Annotated in this window: 32 protein-coding genes; 29 read left to right on the top strand and 3 right to left on the bottom strand. The window is 50.8% G+C overall.

What is annotated here, in order from left to right:
* Positions 1 to 9: 9 nt before the first annotated feature.
* From rplD to FOY93_RS20385, 29 genes are all read left to right on the top strand, one after another.
* Complete coding sequence (gene rplD / locus FOY93_RS20525) at positions 10 to 615, top strand: 50S ribosomal protein L4 (protein WP_000424395.1); 606 nt, start codon at positions 10 to 12, stop codon at positions 613 to 615.
* The gene (gene rplW, locus FOY93_RS20520) at positions 612 to 914 is read left to right on the top strand and encodes a 50S ribosomal protein L23 (protein WP_000617546.1); all 303 of its coding nucleotides are present in this window, start codon (positions 612 to 614) and stop codon (positions 912 to 914) included. Before rplD ends, rplW begins: the two co-directional genes overlap by 4 nt.
* Before the next feature lie 17 nt (positions 915 to 931).
* On the top strand, positions 932 to 1,753 hold the full coding sequence (rplB, locus tag FOY93_RS20515) for a 50S ribosomal protein L2 (RefSeq protein ID WP_008457150.1): 822 nt from the start codon (positions 932 to 934) through the stop codon (positions 1,751 to 1,753).
* 16 nt (positions 1,754 to 1,769) lie between these two features.
* A complete protein-coding gene (rpsS, locus tag FOY93_RS20510) occupies positions 1,770 to 2,048 on the top strand; it encodes a 30S ribosomal protein S19 (RefSeq protein WP_001138117.1) in 279 nt (92 codons plus the stop codon).
* A 14-nt stretch (positions 2,049 to 2,062) separates the two neighbouring features.
* Positions 2,063 to 2,395, top strand: coding sequence for a 50S ribosomal protein L22 (rplV, locus tag FOY93_RS20505; protein ID WP_002919773.1), 333 nt, complete (start codon positions 2,063 to 2,065; stop codon positions 2,393 to 2,395).
* A gap of 17 nt (positions 2,396 to 2,412) precedes the next feature.
* On the top strand, positions 2,413 to 3,114 hold the full coding sequence (gene rpsC, locus FOY93_RS20500) for a 30S ribosomal protein S3 (RefSeq protein ID WP_000529945.1): 702 nt from the start codon (positions 2,413 to 2,415) through the stop codon (positions 3,112 to 3,114).
* 12 nt (positions 3,115 to 3,126) lie between these two features.
* Positions 3,127 to 3,537, top strand: coding sequence for a 50S ribosomal protein L16 (rplP, locus tag FOY93_RS20495; RefSeq protein WP_002919759.1), 411 nt, complete (start codon positions 3,127 to 3,129; stop codon positions 3,535 to 3,537).
* A complete protein-coding gene (gene rpmC / locus FOY93_RS20490) occupies positions 3,537 to 3,728 on the top strand; it encodes a 50S ribosomal protein L29 (protein WP_003863282.1) in 192 nt (63 codons plus the stop codon). The genes rplP and rpmC overlap by 1 nt, the downstream gene beginning before the upstream one ends.
* Positions 3,728 to 3,982 carry a 30S ribosomal protein S17 gene (gene rpsQ / locus FOY93_RS20485; protein WP_008503489.1) on the top strand — a complete coding sequence of 85 codons (255 nt, stop codon included), beginning with the start codon at positions 3,728 to 3,730 and terminating at the stop codon, positions 3,980 to 3,982. The genes rpmC and rpsQ overlap by 1 nt, the downstream gene beginning before the upstream one ends.
* Before the next feature lie 166 nt (positions 3,983 to 4,148).
* Positions 4,149 to 4,520, top strand: coding sequence for a 50S ribosomal protein L14 (gene rplN / locus FOY93_RS20480; RefSeq protein WP_002919748.1), 372 nt, complete (start codon positions 4,149 to 4,151; stop codon positions 4,518 to 4,520).
* Positions 4,521 to 4,530: 10 nt separating this feature from the next.
* Positions 4,531 to 4,845: a 50S ribosomal protein L24 gene (rplX, locus tag FOY93_RS20475; RefSeq protein WP_003863287.1), complete on the top strand. Its 315-nt coding sequence runs from the start codon at positions 4,531 to 4,533 to the stop codon at positions 4,843 to 4,845.
* A 14-nt stretch (positions 4,846 to 4,859) separates the two neighbouring features.
* The gene (gene rplE, locus FOY93_RS20470; protein ID WP_001096202.1) at positions 4,860 to 5,399 is read left to right on the top strand and encodes a 50S ribosomal protein L5; all 540 of its coding nucleotides are present in this window, start codon (positions 4,860 to 4,862) and stop codon (positions 5,397 to 5,399) included.
* Positions 5,400 to 5,413: 14 nt separating this feature from the next.
* Positions 5,414 to 5,719, top strand: coding sequence for a 30S ribosomal protein S14 (gene rpsN, locus FOY93_RS20465; RefSeq protein WP_003863291.1), 306 nt, complete (start codon positions 5,414 to 5,416; stop codon positions 5,717 to 5,719).
* A 30-nt stretch (positions 5,720 to 5,749) separates the two neighbouring features.
* Complete coding sequence (rpsH, locus tag FOY93_RS20460) at positions 5,750 to 6,142, top strand: 30S ribosomal protein S8 (RefSeq protein WP_006178918.1); 393 nt, start codon at positions 5,750 to 5,752, stop codon at positions 6,140 to 6,142.
* A gap of 12 nt (positions 6,143 to 6,154) precedes the next feature.
* On the top strand, positions 6,155 to 6,688 hold the full coding sequence (gene rplF / locus FOY93_RS20455) for a 50S ribosomal protein L6 (protein WP_003863296.1): 534 nt from the start codon (positions 6,155 to 6,157) through the stop codon (positions 6,686 to 6,688).
* Positions 6,689 to 6,697: 9 nt separating this feature from the next.
* Positions 6,698 to 7,051 (top strand): 50S ribosomal protein L18, encoded by a 354-nt coding sequence (gene rplR, locus FOY93_RS20450; RefSeq protein ID WP_143345606.1) that lies wholly within the window; start codon positions 6,698 to 6,700, stop codon positions 7,049 to 7,051.
* Positions 7,052 to 7,065: 14 nt separating this feature from the next.
* A complete protein-coding gene (gene rpsE / locus FOY93_RS20445; RefSeq protein WP_003863299.1) occupies positions 7,066 to 7,566 on the top strand; it encodes a 30S ribosomal protein S5 in 501 nt (166 codons plus the stop codon).
* Positions 7,567 to 7,572: 6 nt separating this feature from the next.
* Positions 7,573 to 7,752: a 50S ribosomal protein L30 gene (gene rpmD / locus FOY93_RS20440; RefSeq protein WP_003863301.1), complete on the top strand. Its 180-nt coding sequence runs from the start codon at positions 7,573 to 7,575 to the stop codon at positions 7,750 to 7,752.
* A 3-nt stretch (positions 7,753 to 7,755) separates the two neighbouring features.
* Positions 7,756 to 8,190: a 50S ribosomal protein L15 gene (gene rplO, locus FOY93_RS20435; RefSeq protein ID WP_003863304.1), complete on the top strand. Its 435-nt coding sequence runs from the start codon at positions 7,756 to 7,758 to the stop codon at positions 8,188 to 8,190.
* A gap of 7 nt (positions 8,191 to 8,197) precedes the next feature.
* On the top strand, positions 8,198 to 9,529 hold the full coding sequence (gene secY / locus FOY93_RS20430; RefSeq protein ID WP_003863305.1) for a preprotein translocase subunit SecY: 1,332 nt from the start codon (positions 8,198 to 8,200) through the stop codon (positions 9,527 to 9,529).
* A gap of 31 nt (positions 9,530 to 9,560) precedes the next feature.
* Entirely contained in the window at positions 9,561 to 9,677 is a 117-nt protein-coding gene (gene rpmJ, locus FOY93_RS20425; RefSeq protein ID WP_000868187.1) for a 50S ribosomal protein L36, read from the top strand.
* A gap of 146 nt (positions 9,678 to 9,823) precedes the next feature.
* Complete coding sequence (gene rpsM / locus FOY93_RS20420; protein WP_003863308.1) at positions 9,824 to 10,180, top strand: 30S ribosomal protein S13; 357 nt, start codon at positions 9,824 to 9,826, stop codon at positions 10,178 to 10,180.
* A gap of 16 nt (positions 10,181 to 10,196) precedes the next feature.
* A complete protein-coding gene (rpsK, locus tag FOY93_RS20415; RefSeq protein WP_003863312.1) occupies positions 10,197 to 10,586 on the top strand; it encodes a 30S ribosomal protein S11 in 390 nt (129 codons plus the stop codon).
* Between the two features lie 33 nt (positions 10,587 to 10,619).
* Entirely contained in the window at positions 10,620 to 11,240 is a 621-nt protein-coding gene (gene rpsD / locus FOY93_RS20410; protein WP_004868345.1) for a 30S ribosomal protein S4, read from the top strand.
* A 25-nt stretch (positions 11,241 to 11,265) separates the two neighbouring features.
* Positions 11,266 to 12,255: a DNA-directed RNA polymerase subunit alpha gene (locus FOY93_RS20405; protein ID WP_002919219.1), complete on the top strand. Its 990-nt coding sequence runs from the start codon at positions 11,266 to 11,268 to the stop codon at positions 12,253 to 12,255.
* 40 nt (positions 12,256 to 12,295) lie between these two features.
* Positions 12,296 to 12,679, top strand: a complete 384-nt coding sequence (gene rplQ / locus FOY93_RS20400; protein WP_001216368.1) for a 50S ribosomal protein L17 — start codon at positions 12,296 to 12,298, stop codon at positions 12,677 to 12,679.
* 107 nt (positions 12,680 to 12,786) lie between these two features.
* Positions 12,787 to 13,155 (top strand): DnaJ family domain-containing protein, encoded by a 369-nt coding sequence (locus FOY93_RS20395; protein WP_133295236.1) that lies wholly within the window; start codon positions 12,787 to 12,789, stop codon positions 13,153 to 13,155.
* Between the two features lie 2 nt (positions 13,156 to 13,157).
* A complete protein-coding gene (gene zntR / locus FOY93_RS20390) occupies positions 13,158 to 13,583 on the top strand; it encodes a Zn(2+)-responsive transcriptional regulator (protein WP_014833516.1) in 426 nt (141 codons plus the stop codon).
* Between the two features lie 57 nt (positions 13,584 to 13,640).
* On the top strand, positions 13,641 to 13,856 hold the full coding sequence (locus FOY93_RS20385; protein ID WP_133295235.1) for an alternative ribosome-rescue factor A: 216 nt from the start codon (positions 13,641 to 13,643) through the stop codon (positions 13,854 to 13,856).
* Here FOY93_RS20385 and mscL read toward each other — a convergent pair whose 3' ends face one another.
* The 3 genes from mscL to rsmB all read right to left on the bottom strand — a co-directional run bounded on the left by mscL (position 13,857) and on the right by rsmB (position 17,099).
* The gene (gene mscL / locus FOY93_RS20380) at positions 13,857 to 14,267 is read right to left on the bottom strand and encodes a large-conductance mechanosensitive channel protein MscL (protein ID WP_023309449.1); all 411 of its coding nucleotides are present in this window, start codon (positions 14,265 to 14,267) and stop codon (positions 13,857 to 13,859) included.
* A 146-nt stretch (positions 14,268 to 14,413) separates the two neighbouring features.
* Entirely contained in the window at positions 14,414 to 15,790 is a 1,377-nt protein-coding gene (gene trkA / locus FOY93_RS20375) for a Trk system potassium transporter TrkA (protein ID WP_008503482.1), read from the bottom strand.
* Between the two features lie 22 nt (positions 15,791 to 15,812).
* Positions 15,813 to 17,099, bottom strand: a complete 1,287-nt coding sequence (gene rsmB, locus FOY93_RS20370; protein ID WP_143345605.1) for a 16S rRNA (cytosine(967)-C(5))-methyltransferase RsmB — start codon at positions 17,097 to 17,099, stop codon at positions 15,813 to 15,815.
* Between the last annotated feature and the right edge of the window lie 31 nt (positions 17,100 to 17,130).

Here is a 17,130-nt window from a genome sequence, read left to right as displayed (position 1 = left end):
GGGATAGCAATGGAATTAGTATTGAAAGACGCGCAGAGCGCGCTGACTGTTTCCGAAACTACCTTCGGTCGTGATTTCAACGAAGCGCTGGTTCACCAGGTTGTTGTTGCTTATGCAGCTGGTGCTCGTCAGGGTACTCGTGCTCAGAAGACTCGTGCTGAAGTAACTGGTTCTGGCAAAAAGCCATGGCGCCAGAAAGGTACCGGCCGTGCGCGTTCAGGTTCTATCAAGAGCCCGATCTGGCGTTCAGGTGGCGTGACCTTCGCTGCGCGTCCACAGGACCACAGTCAAAAAGTTAACAAAAAGATGTACCGCGGCGCGCTGAAAAGCATCCTGTCCGAACTGGTACGTCAGGATCGTCTGATCGTTGTCGAGAAGTTCTCTGTTGAAGCGCCTAAAACTAAGCTGCTGGCACAGAAACTGAAAGACATGGCTCTGGAAGATGTGCTGATCATCACCGGTGAGCTGGACGAGAACCTGTTCCTGGCCGCACGTAACCTGCACAAGGTTGACGTACGCGATGCGACTGGTATCGACCCGGTTAGCCTGATCGCCTTCGACAAAGTCGTAATGACTGCTGATGCTGTTAAGCAAGTTGAGGAGATGCTGGCATGATTCGTGAAGAACGTCTGCTGAAGGTGCTTCGCGCACCGCACGTTTCTGAAAAAGCGTCTACTGCGATGGAAAAAACAAACACCATCGTTCTCAAAGTTGCTAAAGACGCGACCAAAGCAGAGATCAAAGCTGCTGTGCAGAAACTGTTTGAAGTCGAAGTCGAAGTCGTTAACACCCTGGTAGTTAAAGGGAAAGTTAAACGTCACGGACAGCGTATCGGTCGTCGTAGCGACTGGAAAAAAGCTTACGTCACCCTGAAAGAAGGCCAGAATCTGGACTTCGTTGGCGGCGCTGAGTAAGTCGGAGGAGTAATACAATGGCAGTTGTTAAATGTAAACCGACATCTCCGGGTCGTCGCCACGTAGTTAAAGTGGTTAACCCTGAGCTGCACAAGGGCAAACCTTTTGCTCCGTTGCTGGAAAAAAACAGCAAATCCGGTGGTCGTAACAACAATGGCCGTATCACCACTCGTCACATCGGTGGTGGCCACAAGCAGGCTTATCGTATTGTTGACTTCAAACGCAACAAAGACGGTATCCCAGCAGTTGTTGAACGTCTTGAGTACGATCCGAACCGTTCCGCGAACATCGCGCTGGTTCTGTACAAAGACGGCGAACGCCGTTACATCCTGGCCCCTAAAGGCCTGAAAGCTGGCGACCAGATTCAGTCTGGCGTTGATGCTGCAATCAAAGCAGGCAACACCCTGCCGATGCGCAATATCCCGGTTGGTTCTACCGTTCATAACGTAGAAATGAAACCAGGTAAAGGCGGTCAGCTGGCACGTTCCGCTGGTACTTACGTTCAGATCGTTGCTCGTGATGGTGCTTATGTCACTCTGCGTCTGCGTTCTGGTGAAATGCGTAAAGTCGAAGCAGACTGCCGCGCTACTCTGGGCGAAGTTGGCAATGCTGAGCATATGCTGCGCGTTCTGGGTAAAGCAGGTGCTGCACGCTGGCGTGGTGTTCGTCCTACCGTTCGCGGTACTGCGATGAACCCAGTCGATCACCCACATGGTGGTGGTGAAGGTCGTAACTTTGGTAAGCACCCGGTATCTCCGTGGGGCGTTCAGACCAAAGGTAAGAAGACCCGCAGCAACAAGCGTACTGATAAATTTATCGTACGTCGCCGTAGCAAATAATTTTAGAGGATAAGCCATGCCACGTTCTCTCAAGAAAGGTCCTTTTATTGACCTGCACTTGCTGAAGAAGGTAGAGAAAGCGGTGGAAAGCGGAGACAAGAAGCCCCTGCGCACTTGGTCCCGTCGTTCAACGATCTTTCCTAACATGATCGGTTTGACCATCGCTGTCCATAATGGTCGTCAGCACGTTCCAGTCTTTGTTACCGACGAAATGGTTGGTCACAAACTGGGTGAATTCGCACCGACTCGTACTTATCGCGGCCACGCTGCTGATAAAAAAGCGAAGAAGAAATAAGGTAGGAGGAAGAGATGGAAACTTTAGCTCAACATCGCCATGCTCGTTCTTCTGCTCAGAAGGTTCGCCTTGTTGCTGACCTGATTCGCGGTAAGAAAGTGTCGCAGGCCCTGGACATCCTGACCTATACCAACAAGAAAGCTGCGGTATTGGTCAAGAAAGTACTGGAATCTGCCATTGCTAACGCTGAACACAACGATGGCGCTGACATCGACGATCTGAAAGTCGCGAAAATTTTCGTAGATGAAGGCCCAAGCATGAAGCGCATTATGCCGCGTGCGAAAGGTCGTGCAGATCGCATCCTGAAGCGCACCAGCCACATTACTGTGGTTGTGTCCGATCGCTGAGACTCTGGAGACTAGCAATGGGTCAGAAAGTACATCCTAATGGTATTCGCCTGGGTATTGTAAAACCATGGAACTCTACCTGGTTTGCGAACACCAAAGAATTCGCTGACAACCTGGACAGCGATTTTAAAGTACGTCAGTACCTGACTAAGGAACTGGCTAAAGCGTCTGTATCTCGTATCGTTATCGAGCGTCCAGCGAAGAGCATCCGTGTGACTATTCACACTGCTCGTCCTGGCATCGTTATCGGTAAGAAAGGCGAAGACGTAGAAAAACTGCGCAAGGTCGTAGCGGATATCGCTGGCGTTCCTGCACAGATCAATATCGCTGAAGTTCGTAAGCCTGAACTGGACGCTAAATTGGTTGCTGACAGCATCACTTCACAGCTGGAACGTCGTGTAATGTTCCGTCGTGCTATGAAGCGTGCTGTACAGAACGCAATGCGTCTGGGCGCTAAAGGTATCAAAGTTGAAGTTAGCGGCCGTCTGGGCGGCGCGGAAATCGCACGTACCGAATGGTACCGTGAAGGTCGCGTACCGCTGCACACTCTGCGTGCTGACATCGACTACAACACCTCTGAAGCGCACACCACTTACGGTGTAATCGGCGTTAAGGTATGGATCTTCAAAGGTGAGATCCTGGGTGGTATGGCTGCTGTTGAACAACCGGAAAAACCGGCTGCTCAACCTAAAAAGCAGCAGCGTAAAGGCCGTAAATAAGGAGCGTCGCTGATGTTACAACCAAAGCGTACAAAATTCCGTAAAGTGCACAAAGGCCGCAACCGTGGTCTGGCGCAGGGTACGGATGTTAGCTTCGGCACTTTCGGTCTGAAAGCTGTTGGCCGTGGTCGTCTGACTGCACGTCAGATCGAAGCAGCACGTCGTGCAATGACCCGTGCAGTTAAGCGTCAAGGTAAGATCTGGATCCGTGTATTCCCGGACAAACCGATCACCGAGAAGCCGCTGGAAGTTCGTATGGGTAAAGGTAAAGGTAACGTGGAGTACTGGGTTGCCTTGATCCAACCGGGCAAAGTCCTTTATGAAATGGACGGTGTTCCGGAAGAGCTGGCCCGTGAAGCCTTCGGCCTGGCAGCAGCGAAACTGCCTATCAAAACCACCTTTGTAACTAAGACGGTGATGTAATGAAAGCAAAAGAGCTGCGTGAAAAAAGCGTTGAAGAGCTGAACGCTGAGCTGCTGAACCTGCTGCGTGAGCAGTTCAACCTGCGTATGCAGGCTGCAAGTGGCCAGCTGCAACAGACTCACCTGCTGAAGCAAGTGCGTCGCAATGTTGCGCGCGTTAAGACTTTACTGACTCAGAAGGCGGGTGCGTAATGACCGATAAAATCCGTACTCTGCAAGGTCGTGTTGTTAGCGACAAAATGGAGAAATCCATTGTTGTAGCTATCGAACGTATTGTGAAACACCCGATCTACGGTAAATTCATCAAGCGTACGACCAAACTGCACGTACATGACGAGAACAACGAATGTGGTATCGGCGACAAGGTTGAAATCCGTGAATGCCGCCCACTGTCCAAGACTAAGTCCTGGACGCTGGTTCGCGTTGTAGAGAAAGCGGTTCTGTAATACAGTACGCCTTCTCAATACGAATAAACGGCTCAGCGATGAGCCGTTTATTTTTTCTACCCATATTGCAGAAGCGGTGTTATAATGCCGCGCCCTCGATATGGGGCTTTTTAACGGCTCTGATTTTAGAGTCTCAGGTAGTAGTTGACATTAGCGGAGCACTAAAATGATCCAAGAACAGACTATGCTGAACGTCGCCGACAACTCCGGTGCACGTCGCGTAATGTGTATCAAGGTTCTGGGTGGCTCGCACCGTCGCTACGCAGGCGTAGGCGACATCATCAAGATCACCATCAAGGAAGCAATTCCACGTGGTAAGGTCAAAAAAGGTGATGTGCTGAAGGCGGTAGTGGTGCGCACCAAGAAGGGTGTTCGTCGCCCTGACGGTTCTGTCATTCGCTTCGATGGTAATGCATGCGTTATTTTAAACAATAACAGCGAGCAGCCTATCGGCACGCGTATCTTTGGGCCGGTAACTCGTGAACTTCGTACTGAGAAGTTCATGAAAATTATCTCTCTGGCACCAGAAGTACTCTAAGGAGCGAATCATGGCAGCGAAAATCCGTCGTGATGACGAAGTTATCGTGTTAACCGGTAAAGATAAAGGTAAACGCGGTAAAGTAAAAAATGTTCTGTCTTCCGGCAAACTTGTCGTTGAAGGTATCAACCTGGTTAAGAAACATCAGAAGCCGGTTCCGGCCCTGAACCAACCAGGTGGCATCGTTGAAAAAGAAGCTGCTATTCAGGTTTCTAACGTTGCAATCTTCAATGCGGCTACCGGCAAGGCTGACCGTGTAGGCTTTAGATTCGAAGACGGCAAAAAAGTCCGTTTCTTCAAGTCTAACAGCGAAACTATCAAGTAATTTGGAGTAGTACGATGGCGAAACTGCATGATTACTACAAAGACGAAGTAGTTAAAAAACTCATGACCGAGTTTAACTACAATTCTGTCATGCAAGTCCCTCGGGTCGAGAAGATCACCCTGAACATGGGTGTTGGTGAAGCGATCGCTGACAAGAAACTGCTGGATAACGCAGCAGCTGACCTGACAGCAATCTCCGGTCAAAAACCGCTGATCACCAAAGCACGCAAATCTGTTGCAGGCTTCAAAATCCGTCAGGGCTATCCGATCGGCTGTAAAGTAACTCTGCGTGGCGAACGCATGTGGGAGTTCTTTGAGCGCCTGATCACTATTGCTGTTCCACGTATCCGTGACTTCCGTGGCTTGTCCGCTAAGTCTTTCGACGGTCGTGGTAACTACAGCATGGGTGTCCGTGAGCAGATCATCTTCCCAGAAATCGACTACGATAAAGTCGACCGCGTGCGTGGTTTGGATATTACCATTACCACTACTGCGAAATCTGACGAAGAAGGCCGTGCTCTGCTGGCTGCCTTTGACTTCCCGTTCCGCAAGTAAGGTAGGGTTACTGAATGGCTAAGCAATCAATGAAAGCACGCGAAGTAAAGCGCGTAGCTTTAGCTGATAAATTCTTCGCTAAACGCGCTGAACTGAAAGCGATCATTTCTGATGTGAACGCTTCCGACGAAGATCGTTGGAATGCGGTTCTCAAGCTGCAGTCTCTGCCGCGTGATTCCAGCCCGTCTCGTCAGCGTAACCGCTGTCGTCAAACAGGTCGTCCACATGGTTATGTGGGCAAGTTTGGGTTGAGCCGTATCAAACTGCGTGAAGCCGCCATGCGCGGTGAAGTGCCAGGCTTGAAAAAGGCTAGCTGGTAATTACCAATTGAATCACGGGAGTAAAGACAGATGAGCATGCAAGATCCGATCGCGGATATGCTGACCCGTATCCGTAACGGTCAGGCCGCGAACAAAGTTGCGGTCACCATGCCTTCCGCCAAGCTGAAAGTGGCAATTGCCAACGTGCTGAAGGAAGAAGGTTTTATCGAAGATTTTAAAGTTGAAGGCGACACCAAGCCGGAACTGGAACTTACTCTCAAGTATTTCCAGGGTAAAGCTGTTGTAGAAAGCATTCAGCGTGTCAGCCGCCCAGGCCTGCGCATCTATAAGAAAAAAGATGAGCTGCCAAAAGTTATGGCTGGTCTTGGTATCGCAGTTGTTTCTACCTCTAAAGGTGTTATGACTGATCGTGCAGCGCGCCAGGCTGGTCTTGGTGGCGAAATTATCTGCTACGTAGCCTAATCGGAGGAAAGAATGTCTCGTGTTGCTAAAGCACCGGTCGTTATTCCTGCCGGCGTTGATGTAAAAATCGACGGTCAGGTTATTACGATCAAAGGTAAAAACGGCGAGCTGACTCGTACCCTCAACAAAGCTGTTGAAGTTAAACATGCAGATAACGCTCTGACCTTCGGTCCACGTGATGGTTTCGTGGATGGATGGGCTCAGGCTGGTACCGCGCGTGCCCTGCTGAACTCAATGGTTGTTGGTGTTACCGAAGGCTTCACTAAAAAGCTTCAGCTGGTTGGTGTAGGTTATCGTGCAGCTATCAAAGGGAATGCAGTAGGCCTGTCTCTGGGCTTCTCACACCCTGTTGAGCATCCGCTGCCGGCCGGTATCACTGCAGAATGCCCGACTCAGACTGAAATCGTGCTGAAAGGCGCTGATAAACAGCTGATCGGTCAGGTTGCAGCAGATCTGCGCGCCTACCGTCGTCCTGAGCCTTACAAAGGCAAGGGTGTTCGTTACGCCGACGAAGTCGTGCGTACCAAAGAGGCTAAGAAGAAGTAAGGTAACACTATGGATAAGAATTCTGCTCGTATCCGTCGTGCGACCCGCGCACGCCGCAAGCTCAAAGAGCTGGGTGCAACTCGCCTGGTGGTACATCGTACCCCGCGTCATATTTACGCACAGGTAATTGCACCGAACGGTTCTGAAGTTCTGGTAGCTGCTTCTACTGTAGAAAAAGCTATCTCAGAACAATTGAAGTACACCGGTAACAAAGACGCCGCTGCAGCTGTAGGTAAAGCTGTTGCTGAACGCGCTCTGGAAAAAGGCATCAGCAATGTTTCCTTTGACCGTTCCGGGTTCCAATATCATGGTCGTGTCCAGGCACTGGCAGATGCTGCCCGTGAAGCTGGCCTTCAGTTCTAAGGTAGAGGTGTAAGATGGCTCACATCGAAAAACAGGCTGGCGAACTGCAGGAAAAGCTGATCGCGGTAAACCGCGTATCTAAAACCGTTAAAGGTGGTCGTATTTTCTCCTTCACAGCTCTGACTGTAGTAGGCGATGGTAACGGTCGCGTTGGTTTTGGTTACGGTAAAGCGCGTGAAGTTCCAGCAGCGATCCAGAAAGCGATGGAAAAAGCCCGTCGCAACATGATTAACGTCGCGCTGAACAACGGCACCCTGCAGCACCCAGTTAAAGGTGTTCACACGGGTTCTCGTGTATTCATGCAGCCAGCTTCAGAAGGTACCGGTATCATCGCCGGTGGTGCAATGCGCGCCGTTCTGGAAGTTGCTGGGGTTCATAACGTTCTGGCTAAAGCATATGGTTCCACCAACCCGATCAACGTGGTTCGTGCAACTATTGATGGCCTGGAAAATATGAATTCTCCAGAAATGGTCGCTGCCAAGCGTGGTAAATCCGTTGAAGAAATTCTGGGGTAATTGACCATGGCAAAGACTATTAAAATCACTCAAACCCGCAGTGCAATCGGTCGTCTGCCGAAACACAAGGCAACGCTGCTTGGCCTGGGTCTGCGTCGTATTGGTCATACCGTTGAGCGCGAGGATACTCCTGCTGTTCGTGGTATGGTCAACGCGGTTTACTTCATGGTTAAAGTTGAGGAGTAAGAGATGCGTTTAAATACTCTGTCTCCGGCCGAAGGCTCTAAAAAGGCGGGTAAACGCCTGGGTCGTGGTATCGGTTCTGGCCTCGGTAAAACCGGTGGTCGTGGTCACAAAGGTCAGAACTCTCGTTCTGGCGGTGGCGTACGTCGCGGTTTCGAGGGTGGCCAGATGCCACTGTACCGTCGTCTGCCGAAGTTCGGCTTCACCTCTCGCAAAGCAGCGATCACAGCGGAAATCCGTCTGTCTGACCTGGCGAAAGTTGAAGGCGGCGTTGTAGACCTGAACACGCTGAAAGCAGCAAACATTATCGGTATCCAGATCGAGTTCGCGAAAGTGATCCTGGCTGGTGAAGTTTCTACTCCGGTAACTGTTCGTGGCCTGCGTGTTACTAAAGGTGCTCGTGCTGCTATCGAAGCTGCTGGCGGTAAAATTGAGGAATAAGTAGCAGATGGCTAAGCAACCGGGATTAGATTTTCAAAGTGCCAAAGGTGGATTTGGCGAGCTGAAACGCAGACTGCTGTTTGTTATCGGCGCGCTGATTGTGTTCCGTATTGGCTCTTTTATTCCGATCCCTGGTATCGATGCCGCTGTACTTGCCAAACTGCTTGAGCAACAGCGAGGCACCATCATTGAAATGTTCAACATGTTCTCTGGTGGTGCTCTCAGCCGTGCTTCTATCTTTGCATTGGGTATTATGCCGTACATTTCGGCATCTATTATTATCCAGCTGCTGACGGTCGTTCATCCGGCCCTGGCAGAGTTGAAGAAAGAAGGGGAGTCTGGACGTCGTAAGATTAGTCAGTACACCCGTTACGGTACTCTGGTGCTGGCAATATTCCAGTCGATCGGTATTGCTACCGGTCTGCCGAATATGCCTGGTATGCAGGGCCTGGTGTTAAACCCGGGCTTTGCATTCTACTTCACCGCTGTTGTAAGTCTGGTCACAGGGACAATGTTCCTGATGTGGCTCGGCGAACAGATTACTGAGCGTGGTATCGGTAACGGTATCTCAATCATCATCTTCGCCGGTATTGTTGCGGGCCTCCCGCCAGCCATCGCCCATACTATCGAGCAAGCGCGTCAAGGCGACCTGCACTTCCTCCTGTTGCTGTTGGTTGCAGTATTAGTATTTGCAGTGACGTTCTTTGTTGTCTTCGTTGAACGTGGTCAACGCCGCATTGTGGTGAACTACGCTAAACGTCAGCAAGGTCGTCGTGTCTATGCTGCACAGAGCACACATTTACCGCTGAAAGTGAACATGGCGGGGGTTATCCCGGCTATCTTCGCTTCCAGTATTATTCTGTTCCCGGCGACCATCGCGTCATGGTTCGGGGGCGGTACTGGTTGGAACTGGCTGACAACAATTTCGCTGTATTTGCAGCCTGGGCAACCACTTTATGTGTTACTCTATGCGTCTGCGATCATCTTCTTCTGTTTCTTCTACACGGCGTTGGTCTTCAACCCGCGTGAAACAGCAGATAACCTGAAGAAGTCCGGTGCATTTGTACCAGGAATTCGTCCGGGAGAGCAAACGGCGAAGTATATCGATAAAGTAATGACCCGCCTGACTTTGGTTGGTGCGCTCTATATTACTTTTATCTGCCTGATCCCGGAGTTCATGCGTGATGCAATGAAAGTACCGTTCTACTTCGGTGGGACCTCACTGCTTATCGTTGTTGTCGTGATTATGGACTTTATGGCTCAAGTGCAAACTCTGATGATGTCCAGTCAGTATGAGTCTGCATTGAAGAAGGCGAACCTGAAAGGCTACGGCCGCTAATTGGTCGCCTGAGAAGTTACGGAGAGTAAAAATGAAAGTTCGTGCTTCCGTCAAGAAATTATGCCGTAACTGCAAAATCGTTAAGCGTGATGGTGTCATCCGTGTGATTTGCAGTGCCGAGCCGAAGCATAAACAGCGCCAAGGCTGATTATTTCGCATATTTTTCTTGCAAAGTTGGGTTGAGCTGGCTAGATTAGCCAGCCAATCTTTTGTATGTCTGTACGTTTCCATTTGAGTATCCTGAAAACGGGCTTTTCAGCATGGTGCGTACATATTAAATAGTAGGAGTGCATAGTGGCCCGTATAGCAGGCATTAACATTCCTGATCAGAAACATGCTGTGATCGCATTAACTTCGATCTACGGCGTCGGCAAGACCCGTTCTAAAGCCATTCTGGCTGCAGCGGGTATCGCTGAAGATGTTAAGATCAGTGAGCTGTCTGAAGAACAAATCGACACGCTGCGTGACGAAGTTGCCAAATTTGTCGTTGAAGGTGATCTGCGCCGTGAAATCAGCATGAGCATCAAGCGCCTGATGGATCTTGGTTGCTATCGCGGTTTGCGTCATCGTCGTGGTCTGCCAGTGCGCGGTCAGCGTACTAAGACCAACGCACGTACCCGTAAGGGTCCGCGCAAACCGATCAAGAAATAATCGGGGTGATTGAATAATGGCAAAGGCACCAGTTCGTGCACGTAAACGTGTAAGAAAACAAGTCTCTGACGGCGTGGCTCATATCCATGCTTCTTTCAACAACACCATCGTTACTATTACTGATCGTCAGGGTAACGCATTGGGTTGGGCAACAGCCGGTGGTTCCGGTTTCCGTGGTTCTCGCAAATCCACTCCGTTCGCAGCTCAGGTTGCAGCAGAGCGTTGCGCTGAAGCCGTAAAAGAATACGGTATCAAGAATCTGGAAGTTATGGTTAAAGGTCCGGGTCCGGGTCGTGAATCTACTGTTCGCGCTCTGAACGCCGCTGGTTTCCGCATCACGAATATTACTGATGTGACTCCGATCCCTCATAACGGTTGTCGTCCGCCGAAAAAACGTCGCGTATAACGCTCCGTTTTTTAGGTTAGTTGGAGATAGAAAATGGCAAGATATTTGGGTCCTAAGCTCAAGCTGAGCCGTCGTGAGGGCACCGACTTATTCCTTAAGTCTGGCGTTCGCGCGATCGATACCAAGTGTAAAATTGAACAAGCTCCTGGCCAGCACGGTGCGCGTAAACCGCGTCTGTCTGACTATGGTGTGCAGTTGCGTGAAAAGCAAAAAGTTCGCCGTATGTACGGTGTGCTGGAGCGTCAGTTCCGTAACTACTATAAAGAAGCAGCACGTCTGAAAGGCAACACAGGTGAAAACCTGCTGGCTCTGCTGGAAGGTCGTCTGGACAACGTTGTATACCGTATGGGCTTCGGCGCTACTCGTGCTGAATCACGTCAGCTGGTTAGCCACAAAGCAATCATGGTAAACGGTCGTGTTGTTAACATCGCTTCTTATCAGGTTAAAGCGAATGACGTTGTTAGCATTCGTGAGAAAGCGAAAAAGCAATCTCGCGTGAAGGCCGCTCTGGAGCTGGCTGAGCAGCGTGAAAAGCCAACCTGGCTGGAAGTTGATGCTGGCAAGATGGAAGGTACGTTCAAGCGTCAGCCAGAACGTTCTGATCTGTCTGCGGACATTAACGAACACCTGATCGTCGAGCTTTACTCCAAGTAAAGCTTAGTACCAAAGAGAGGACACAATGCAGGGTTCTGTGACAGAGTTTCTAAAACCGCGCCTGGTAGATATCGAGCAAGTGAGTTCGACGCACGCCAAGGTGACCCTTGAGCCTTTAGAGCGTGGCTTTGGCCATACTCTGGGTAACGCACTGCGCCGTATTCTGCTCTCATCGATGCCGGGTTGCGCGGTGACCGAGGTTGAGATTGATGGTGTACTTCATGAGTACAGCACCAAAGAAGGCGTTCAGGAAGATATCCTTGAAATCCTGCTCAACCTGAAAGGGCTGGCGGTGAGAGTTCAGGGTAAAGATGAAGTTATTCTTACTCTGAATAAATCTGGCATTGGCCCTGTGACTGCAGCCGACATCACCCACGACGGTGATGTTGAAATCGTCAAGCCGCAGCACGTGATCTGCCACCTGACCGATGAGAACGCAGCGATTAGCATGCGTATCAAAGTTCAGCGCGGTCGTGGTTATGTGCCGGCTTCTGCCCGAATTCATTCGGAAGAAGATGAGCGCCCAATCGGCCGTCTGCTGGTCGACGCATGCTACAGCCCTGTAGAGCGTATTGCCTACAATGTTGAAGCAGCGCGTGTAGAACAGCGTACCGACCTGGACAAGCTGGTCATCGAAATGGAAACCAACGGCACAATCGATCCTGAAGAGGCGATTCGTCGTGCGGCAACCATCCTGGCAGAACAACTGGAAGCTTTCGTTGACTTACGTGATGTACGTCAGCCGGAAGTGAAAGAAGAGAAACCAGAATTCGATCCGATCCTGCTGCGCCCTGTTGACGATCTCGAGTTGACTGTCCGCTCTGCTAACTGCCTCAAGGCAGAAGCTATCCACTATATCGGTGATCTGGTACAGCGTACCGAGGTTGAGTTGCTGAAAACGCCGAACCTGGGTAAAAAATCTCTTACTGAGATTAAAGACGTGCTGGCTTCTCGTGGTCTGTCTCTGGGCATGCGCCTGGAAAACTGGCCACCGGCAAGCATTGCTGACGAGTAACCGGATCACAGGTTAAGGTTTTACTGAGAAGGATAAGGTCATGCGCCATCGTAAGAGTGGTCGTCAACTGAACCGCAACAGCAGCCATCGCCAGGCTATGTTCCGCAACATGGCAGGTTCACTGGTTCGTCATGAGATCATCAAGACGACCCTGCCTAAAGCGAAAGAGCTGCGTCGCGTAGTTGAGCCGCTGATTACTCTTGCCAAGACTGACAGCGTTGCTAATCGTCGTCTGGCATTCGCCCGTACTCGTGATAACGAGATCGTGGCAAAACTGTTTAACGAACTGGGCCCGCGTTTCGCGAGCCGTGCAGGTGGTTACACTCGCATTCTGAAGTGTGGTTTCCGTGCAGGCGACAACGCGCCGATGGCTTACATCGAGCTGGTTGATCGTTCAGAGAAAGCAGAAGCTGCTGCAGAGTAATCTGCAGTAACGTAAAAAAACCCGCTTCGGCGGGTTTTTTTATATCCGCGATATCCCCACTTCTCTACAATATCTGTATCAATTCTGTTCATCTCCTGGAGCGGGTAATGTGGTTGCTTGACCAGTGGGCAGAACGCCATATTCGTGATGCCCAAAAAAAAGGTGAATTCGACGATCTTCCGGGACGCGGTGAACCCCTTGTGCTTGACGATGACTCGCACATTGCGCCTGAACTACGGGCGGGCTACCGTTTACTGAAAAATGCAGGCTGTCTCCCTCCGGAGCTTGAACAGCGCAGAGAGGCTGTTGAACTGGCCGATCTGCTTAAAGGCATCCGTCAGGACGATCCGCGACATTCTGAACTTAGCCGTCGTCTCGTCCTGATTGAACTCAAGCTTCGCCAGGCAGGAATGAACACTGACTTTCTGCACGGTGAATACGGTAAACGCTTGTTGCGAAGAATAAACGAGGAGTAGCTATGTACCGTATCGGTGAACTTGCGAAGCTCGCGAACGTGACGCCGGATACTATCCGATATTACGAAAAGCAGCAGATGATCGATCATGAAGTTCGTACTGAAGGTGGCTTTCGACTTTATACCGATAACGATCTGCAGCGCCTGCGGTTTATTCGTTATGCGCGCCAGCTCGGCTTCACATTAGACTCGATCCGCGAGTTATTATCGATCCGCATCGATCCGGCACATCACACCTGCCAGGAGTCTAAAAGCATTGTGCAGGCTCGGCTGGATGAAGTGGAAGCACGCATTCAGGAGCTGCAAACCATGCAGCGCTCTCTGCAAAGGCTGAATGATGCCTGCTGCGGTACGGCCCACAGCAGTATTTATTGTTCCATTCTCGAAGCCCTTGAACAGGGGGCCAGTGGAGAAACGCAGGGCTGTTGATTTTTAGTCAAACCGGATCTAGACTCCCGTCGTCATAAACCCTGCTCTGGAGACATTATGAGCCGCTATCAGCACACGAAAGGTCAGATCAAAGACAATGCCATTGAGGCACTACTTCACGACCCGCTATTCAGACAGCGCGTTGAGAAGAATAAAAAAGGGAAAGGAAGTTATCTGCGTAAAGACAAGCATGAAAAACGGAGTAATTGGGAGGCCAGTGGCAAGCAAGCGAATCGCTTATTTACCACTGGCCTTCCTGCTTTAAGCTCTTGATTAAACGCGGTTGTTCTGCTCTTTTAACAGATCGCGGATCTCACTCAGCAGCACTTCTTCTTTCGTTGGTGCAGGTGCTGCAGCCGGCTCTTCTTTCTTACGATTGAGCCTGTTGATCAGCTTGATAGCCATAAAAATGGCAAACGCAACAATCACAAAATCAAATACGTTCTGAATAAATACGCCGTAGTGCATCACGACCGCCGGCACATCACCCTGTGCTTCACGCAGCGTGAAAGCGAACTGTTTGAAATCTATGCCCCCGATTAACAACCCTAAAGGTGGCATGATAATGTCGGCCACTAATGATGAAACAATCTTGCCGAATGCCGCACCAATAATGACACCCACAGCTAAATCCACCACGTTCCCGCGCATCGCAAATTCGCGAAATTCTTTAATAAAACTCATTGTTCTCTCCTTGTGCCAGCTGACGAGTTTTAGTTTAACAAATGATTAGCCAATTGCCATTCGGGATAATTAAACATTATAAAAAATAAAAGGCACAGAAATGAAAAGGATAAAGTAAGGGTGCTCTTTCTGGAGCACCCAATTCTTTAAAGGAAGAATGGACTTGGCTGGAATAAACGTTCGACGTCGGTAATAAACTTTTTATCGGTAAGGAACATAATAACGTGATCGCCTTGCTCAATTCGTAAATTATCATTGGCAATCATGACATCATTTCCGCGCACAACGGCGCCGATGATCGTGCCTGGCGGAAGCTTAATTTCATCGATTGACCGACCCACTACGCGTGACGTGGTTTCATCTCCGTGAGCAACAGCTTCAATGGCTTCCGCCACGCCACGGCGGAGCGATGACACACCGACAATATCCGCTTTACGAACATGGCTCAGAAGCGCTGAAATTGTTGCCTGCTGAGGCGAAATGGCAATATCAATAACGCTGCCCTGAACCAGATCGACATACGCCTTGCGCTGGATAAGCACCATGACTTTTTTTGCCCCCATGCGCTTCGCGAGCATGGCGGACATTATATTTGCCTCGTCATCGTTGGTGACGGCAATAAAGAGATCGACTTGATCAATATGCTCTTCAGCCAGTAGCTCCTGATCGGACGCATCACCATAAAATACGATCGTATTTTGCAGTTTTTCCGCCAGTTCAGCAGCACGCTGTTGATCGCGCTCGATCAACTTCACGCTGTAATCTTTTTCTAACCGATGTGCCAGACCTGCACCGATATTGCCGCCGCCGACCAGCATAATGCGTTTATAGGGTTTTTCGAGACGCTGTAGTTCACTCATCACCGCACGAATATGCTGTGAGGCCGCAATAAAGAAGACCTCATCACCGGCTTCGACAATCGTGGAGCCCTGCGGGCGAATGGGTCTGTCGTGACGGAAAATGGCTGCGACGCGCGTATCGATATGCGGCATGTGCTCGCGCATGGTGGAAAGCGCATTGCCGATCAATGGTCCGCCGTAATAGGCCTTAACCACTGCCAGACTCACTTTGCCCTCGGCAAAGTTTACCACCTGCAGGGCACCCGGATATTCGATCAGGCGGTAGATATTGTCGATAACCAGCTGTTCTGGCGCGATAAGGTGGTCGATGGGGACCGCTTCGGAATTAAACAGTTTTTCAGCATCGCGAACATAGTCCGGAGAGCGAATACGCGCAATTCGGTTTGGCGTGTTGAAAAGCGAGTAGGCCACCTGACAGGCAACCATATTGGTTTCATCAGAACTGGTTACCGCAACCAGCATGTCGGCATCGTCGGCGCCTGCCTCACGAAGAACACGTGGGTGCGAACCATGACCCTGCACCACCCGCAGGTCAAATTTGTCCTGTAAAACACGCAGGCGATCGCCGTTGGTATCAACTATGGTGATGTCGTTGTTTTCCCCAACCAGGTTTTCCGCCAGCGTTCCGCCAACCTGTCCTGCGCCCAGAATGATAATCTTCATATCTCGTGACCTGTTCTCAACATCACTCTTTGATTAGCTTAGCGTAAAAGAAGCCATCACCCTCTTCTGTACCCGGCAGATTCTGCTGACCCGGGCATTCAGGCGTTCCCGTATCTCGCAGCGCCGCGTCCGGGGTACGTTTAAGGAAGGCCGAGATTTGCTGACTGTTTTCTTCCGGCAGCACTGAGCAGGTCGCATAGACCAGCGTGCCGCCGGGTTTGAGACGAGGCCAGATGGCGTCGAGAATGTCGGATTGCAGTTGGGCAAGCTCGTTAATATCACGATCGCGACGCAGCCACTTGATATCCGGATGACGACGAATCACGCCGGTTGCTGAGCAGGGGGCATCCAGCAAAATGCGGTCAAACTGGGTTTCACCACACCATTCCGCGGGTTTGCGCCCATCGCCTTGCTTAACCTGTGCCTTCATGCCCAGACGCTTGAGGTTGTCATAGACGCGTGAAAGACGCTGCTCATCAACATCCACCGCCATCACGCTGGCCTGCGGAGCCACTTCAAGAATATGCGTCGTTTTGCCCCCAGGCGCTGCGCAGAGATCGAGGATCTGCTCACCGTTTTGGGGTTCAAGCCAGGTCATGCAACCCTGAGCCGAGGCATCCTGTACCGTTACCCAACCGTCTTCAAAGCCGGGCAATGCATGTACCGGTGCAGGCGATGCTAAGCGCACGGCATCAGGGTATGCGTCATGGGTGAAGCCGCTCATTCCAGCTTCTTCAAGTAATGCCAGCCATGCGTCACGGGTGTGGTGATTACGATTCACGCGTAACCACATTGGTGGACGCTGGTTGTTAGCATCGGCAATGTCCTGCCACTGCTGCGGATAAGCTTTTTTCAGGCGCTTCAACAGCCAGTCCGGATGCAGGAAGCGCGCTTCGCTTTGGGCAAATTCAGCCAGAAGCTCATCCTGCTGTCGCTGGAACTGACGCAATACGCCGTTGATCAGCCCTTTCAGCTGAGGACGTTTAATCGCAACGGCACCTTCCACCGTCTCTGCCAGCGCGGCATGGGGTGGGATGCGGGTATGAAGAAGCTGATAAAAACCCACCATAATCAAATAGTGTACGGTGCGCTGTTTGCCTGTCATTGGGCGTGACATCAGCTTGTTAATCAACCACTCAAGTTGAGAAAGCGTGCGCAGGACGCCAAAGCAGAGCTCCTGAAGCAGGGCTTTATCCTTATCAGAGACTTTTTGCTGCAGGGGAGGCAGGACATTGCTCAATGACTGGCCCTGCTCAATAACCTGCTCGACGGCCTGAGCCGCCATACTGCGTAGATTTTGTTTTTTCATAACCGTAAAAATAAAAATGCCCGGAAACACC

It is taken from the genome of Enterobacter sp. 18A13, from assembly GCF_007035975.1.
GTDB classification, from domain to species: Bacteria; Pseudomonadota; Gammaproteobacteria; order Enterobacterales; family Enterobacteriaceae; genus Enterobacter; species Enterobacter vonholyi.
This window is presented reverse-complemented; position numbering and strand designations above follow the sequence as displayed.

Coding starts and splice junctions, on each gene's coding strand:
- rplD (WP_000424395.1), top strand. CDS start 10: ATGGAATTAGTATTGAAAGACGCGCAGAGCGCGCTGACTGTTTCCGAA.
- rplW (WP_000617546.1), top strand. CDS start 612: ATGATTCGTGAAGAACGTCTGCTGAAGGTGCTTCGCGCACCGCACGTT.
- rplB (WP_008457150.1), top strand. CDS start 932: ATGGCAGTTGTTAAATGTAAACCGACATCTCCGGGTCGTCGCCACGTA.
- rpsS (WP_001138117.1), top strand. CDS start 1,770: ATGCCACGTTCTCTCAAGAAAGGTCCTTTTATTGACCTGCACTTGCTG.
- rplV (WP_002919773.1), top strand. CDS start 2,063: ATGGAAACTTTAGCTCAACATCGCCATGCTCGTTCTTCTGCTCAGAAG.
- rpsC (WP_000529945.1), top strand. CDS start 2,413: ATGGGTCAGAAAGTACATCCTAATGGTATTCGCCTGGGTATTGTAAAA.
- rplP (WP_002919759.1), top strand. CDS start 3,127: ATGTTACAACCAAAGCGTACAAAATTCCGTAAAGTGCACAAAGGCCGC.
- rpmC (WP_003863282.1), top strand. CDS start 3,537: ATGAAAGCAAAAGAGCTGCGTGAAAAAAGCGTTGAAGAGCTGAACGCT.
- rpsQ (WP_008503489.1), top strand. CDS start 3,728: ATGACCGATAAAATCCGTACTCTGCAAGGTCGTGTTGTTAGCGACAAA.
- rplN (WP_002919748.1), top strand. CDS start 4,149: ATGATCCAAGAACAGACTATGCTGAACGTCGCCGACAACTCCGGTGCA.
- rplX (WP_003863287.1), top strand. CDS start 4,531: ATGGCAGCGAAAATCCGTCGTGATGACGAAGTTATCGTGTTAACCGGT.
- rplE (WP_001096202.1), top strand. CDS start 4,860: ATGGCGAAACTGCATGATTACTACAAAGACGAAGTAGTTAAAAAACTC.
- rpsN (WP_003863291.1), top strand. CDS start 5,414: ATGGCTAAGCAATCAATGAAAGCACGCGAAGTAAAGCGCGTAGCTTTA.
- rpsH (WP_006178918.1), top strand. CDS start 5,750: ATGAGCATGCAAGATCCGATCGCGGATATGCTGACCCGTATCCGTAAC.
- rplF (WP_003863296.1), top strand. CDS start 6,155: ATGTCTCGTGTTGCTAAAGCACCGGTCGTTATTCCTGCCGGCGTTGAT.
- rplR (WP_143345606.1), top strand. CDS start 6,698: ATGGATAAGAATTCTGCTCGTATCCGTCGTGCGACCCGCGCACGCCGC.
- rpsE (WP_003863299.1), top strand. CDS start 7,066: ATGGCTCACATCGAAAAACAGGCTGGCGAACTGCAGGAAAAGCTGATC.
- rpmD (WP_003863301.1), top strand. CDS start 7,573: ATGGCAAAGACTATTAAAATCACTCAAACCCGCAGTGCAATCGGTCGT.
- rplO (WP_003863304.1), top strand. CDS start 7,756: ATGCGTTTAAATACTCTGTCTCCGGCCGAAGGCTCTAAAAAGGCGGGT.
- secY (WP_003863305.1), top strand. CDS start 8,198: ATGGCTAAGCAACCGGGATTAGATTTTCAAAGTGCCAAAGGTGGATTT.
- rpmJ (WP_000868187.1), top strand. CDS start 9,561: ATGAAAGTTCGTGCTTCCGTCAAGAAATTATGCCGTAACTGCAAAATC.
- rpsK (WP_003863312.1), top strand. CDS start 10,197: ATGGCAAAGGCACCAGTTCGTGCACGTAAACGTGTAAGAAAACAAGTC.
- rpsD (WP_004868345.1), top strand. CDS start 10,620: ATGGCAAGATATTTGGGTCCTAAGCTCAAGCTGAGCCGTCGTGAGGGC.
- FOY93_RS20405 (WP_002919219.1), top strand. CDS start 11,266: ATGCAGGGTTCTGTGACAGAGTTTCTAAAACCGCGCCTGGTAGATATC.
- rplQ (WP_001216368.1), top strand. CDS start 12,296: ATGCGCCATCGTAAGAGTGGTCGTCAACTGAACCGCAACAGCAGCCAT.
- FOY93_RS20395 (WP_133295236.1), top strand. CDS start 12,787: ATGTGGTTGCTTGACCAGTGGGCAGAACGCCATATTCGTGATGCCCAA.
- zntR (WP_014833516.1), top strand. CDS start 13,158: ATGTACCGTATCGGTGAACTTGCGAAGCTCGCGAACGTGACGCCGGAT.
- FOY93_RS20385 (WP_133295235.1), top strand. CDS start 13,641: ATGAGCCGCTATCAGCACACGAAAGGTCAGATCAAAGACAATGCCATT.
- mscL (WP_023309449.1), bottom strand. CDS start 14,267: ATGAGTTTTATTAAAGAATTTCGCGAATTTGCGATGCGCGGGAACGTG.
- trkA (WP_008503482.1), bottom strand. CDS start 15,790: ATGAAGATTATCATTCTGGGCGCAGGACAGGTTGGCGGAACGCTGGCG.
- rsmB (WP_143345605.1), bottom strand. CDS start 17,099: ATGAAAAAACAAAATCTACGCAGTATGGCGGCTCAGGCCGTCGAGCAG.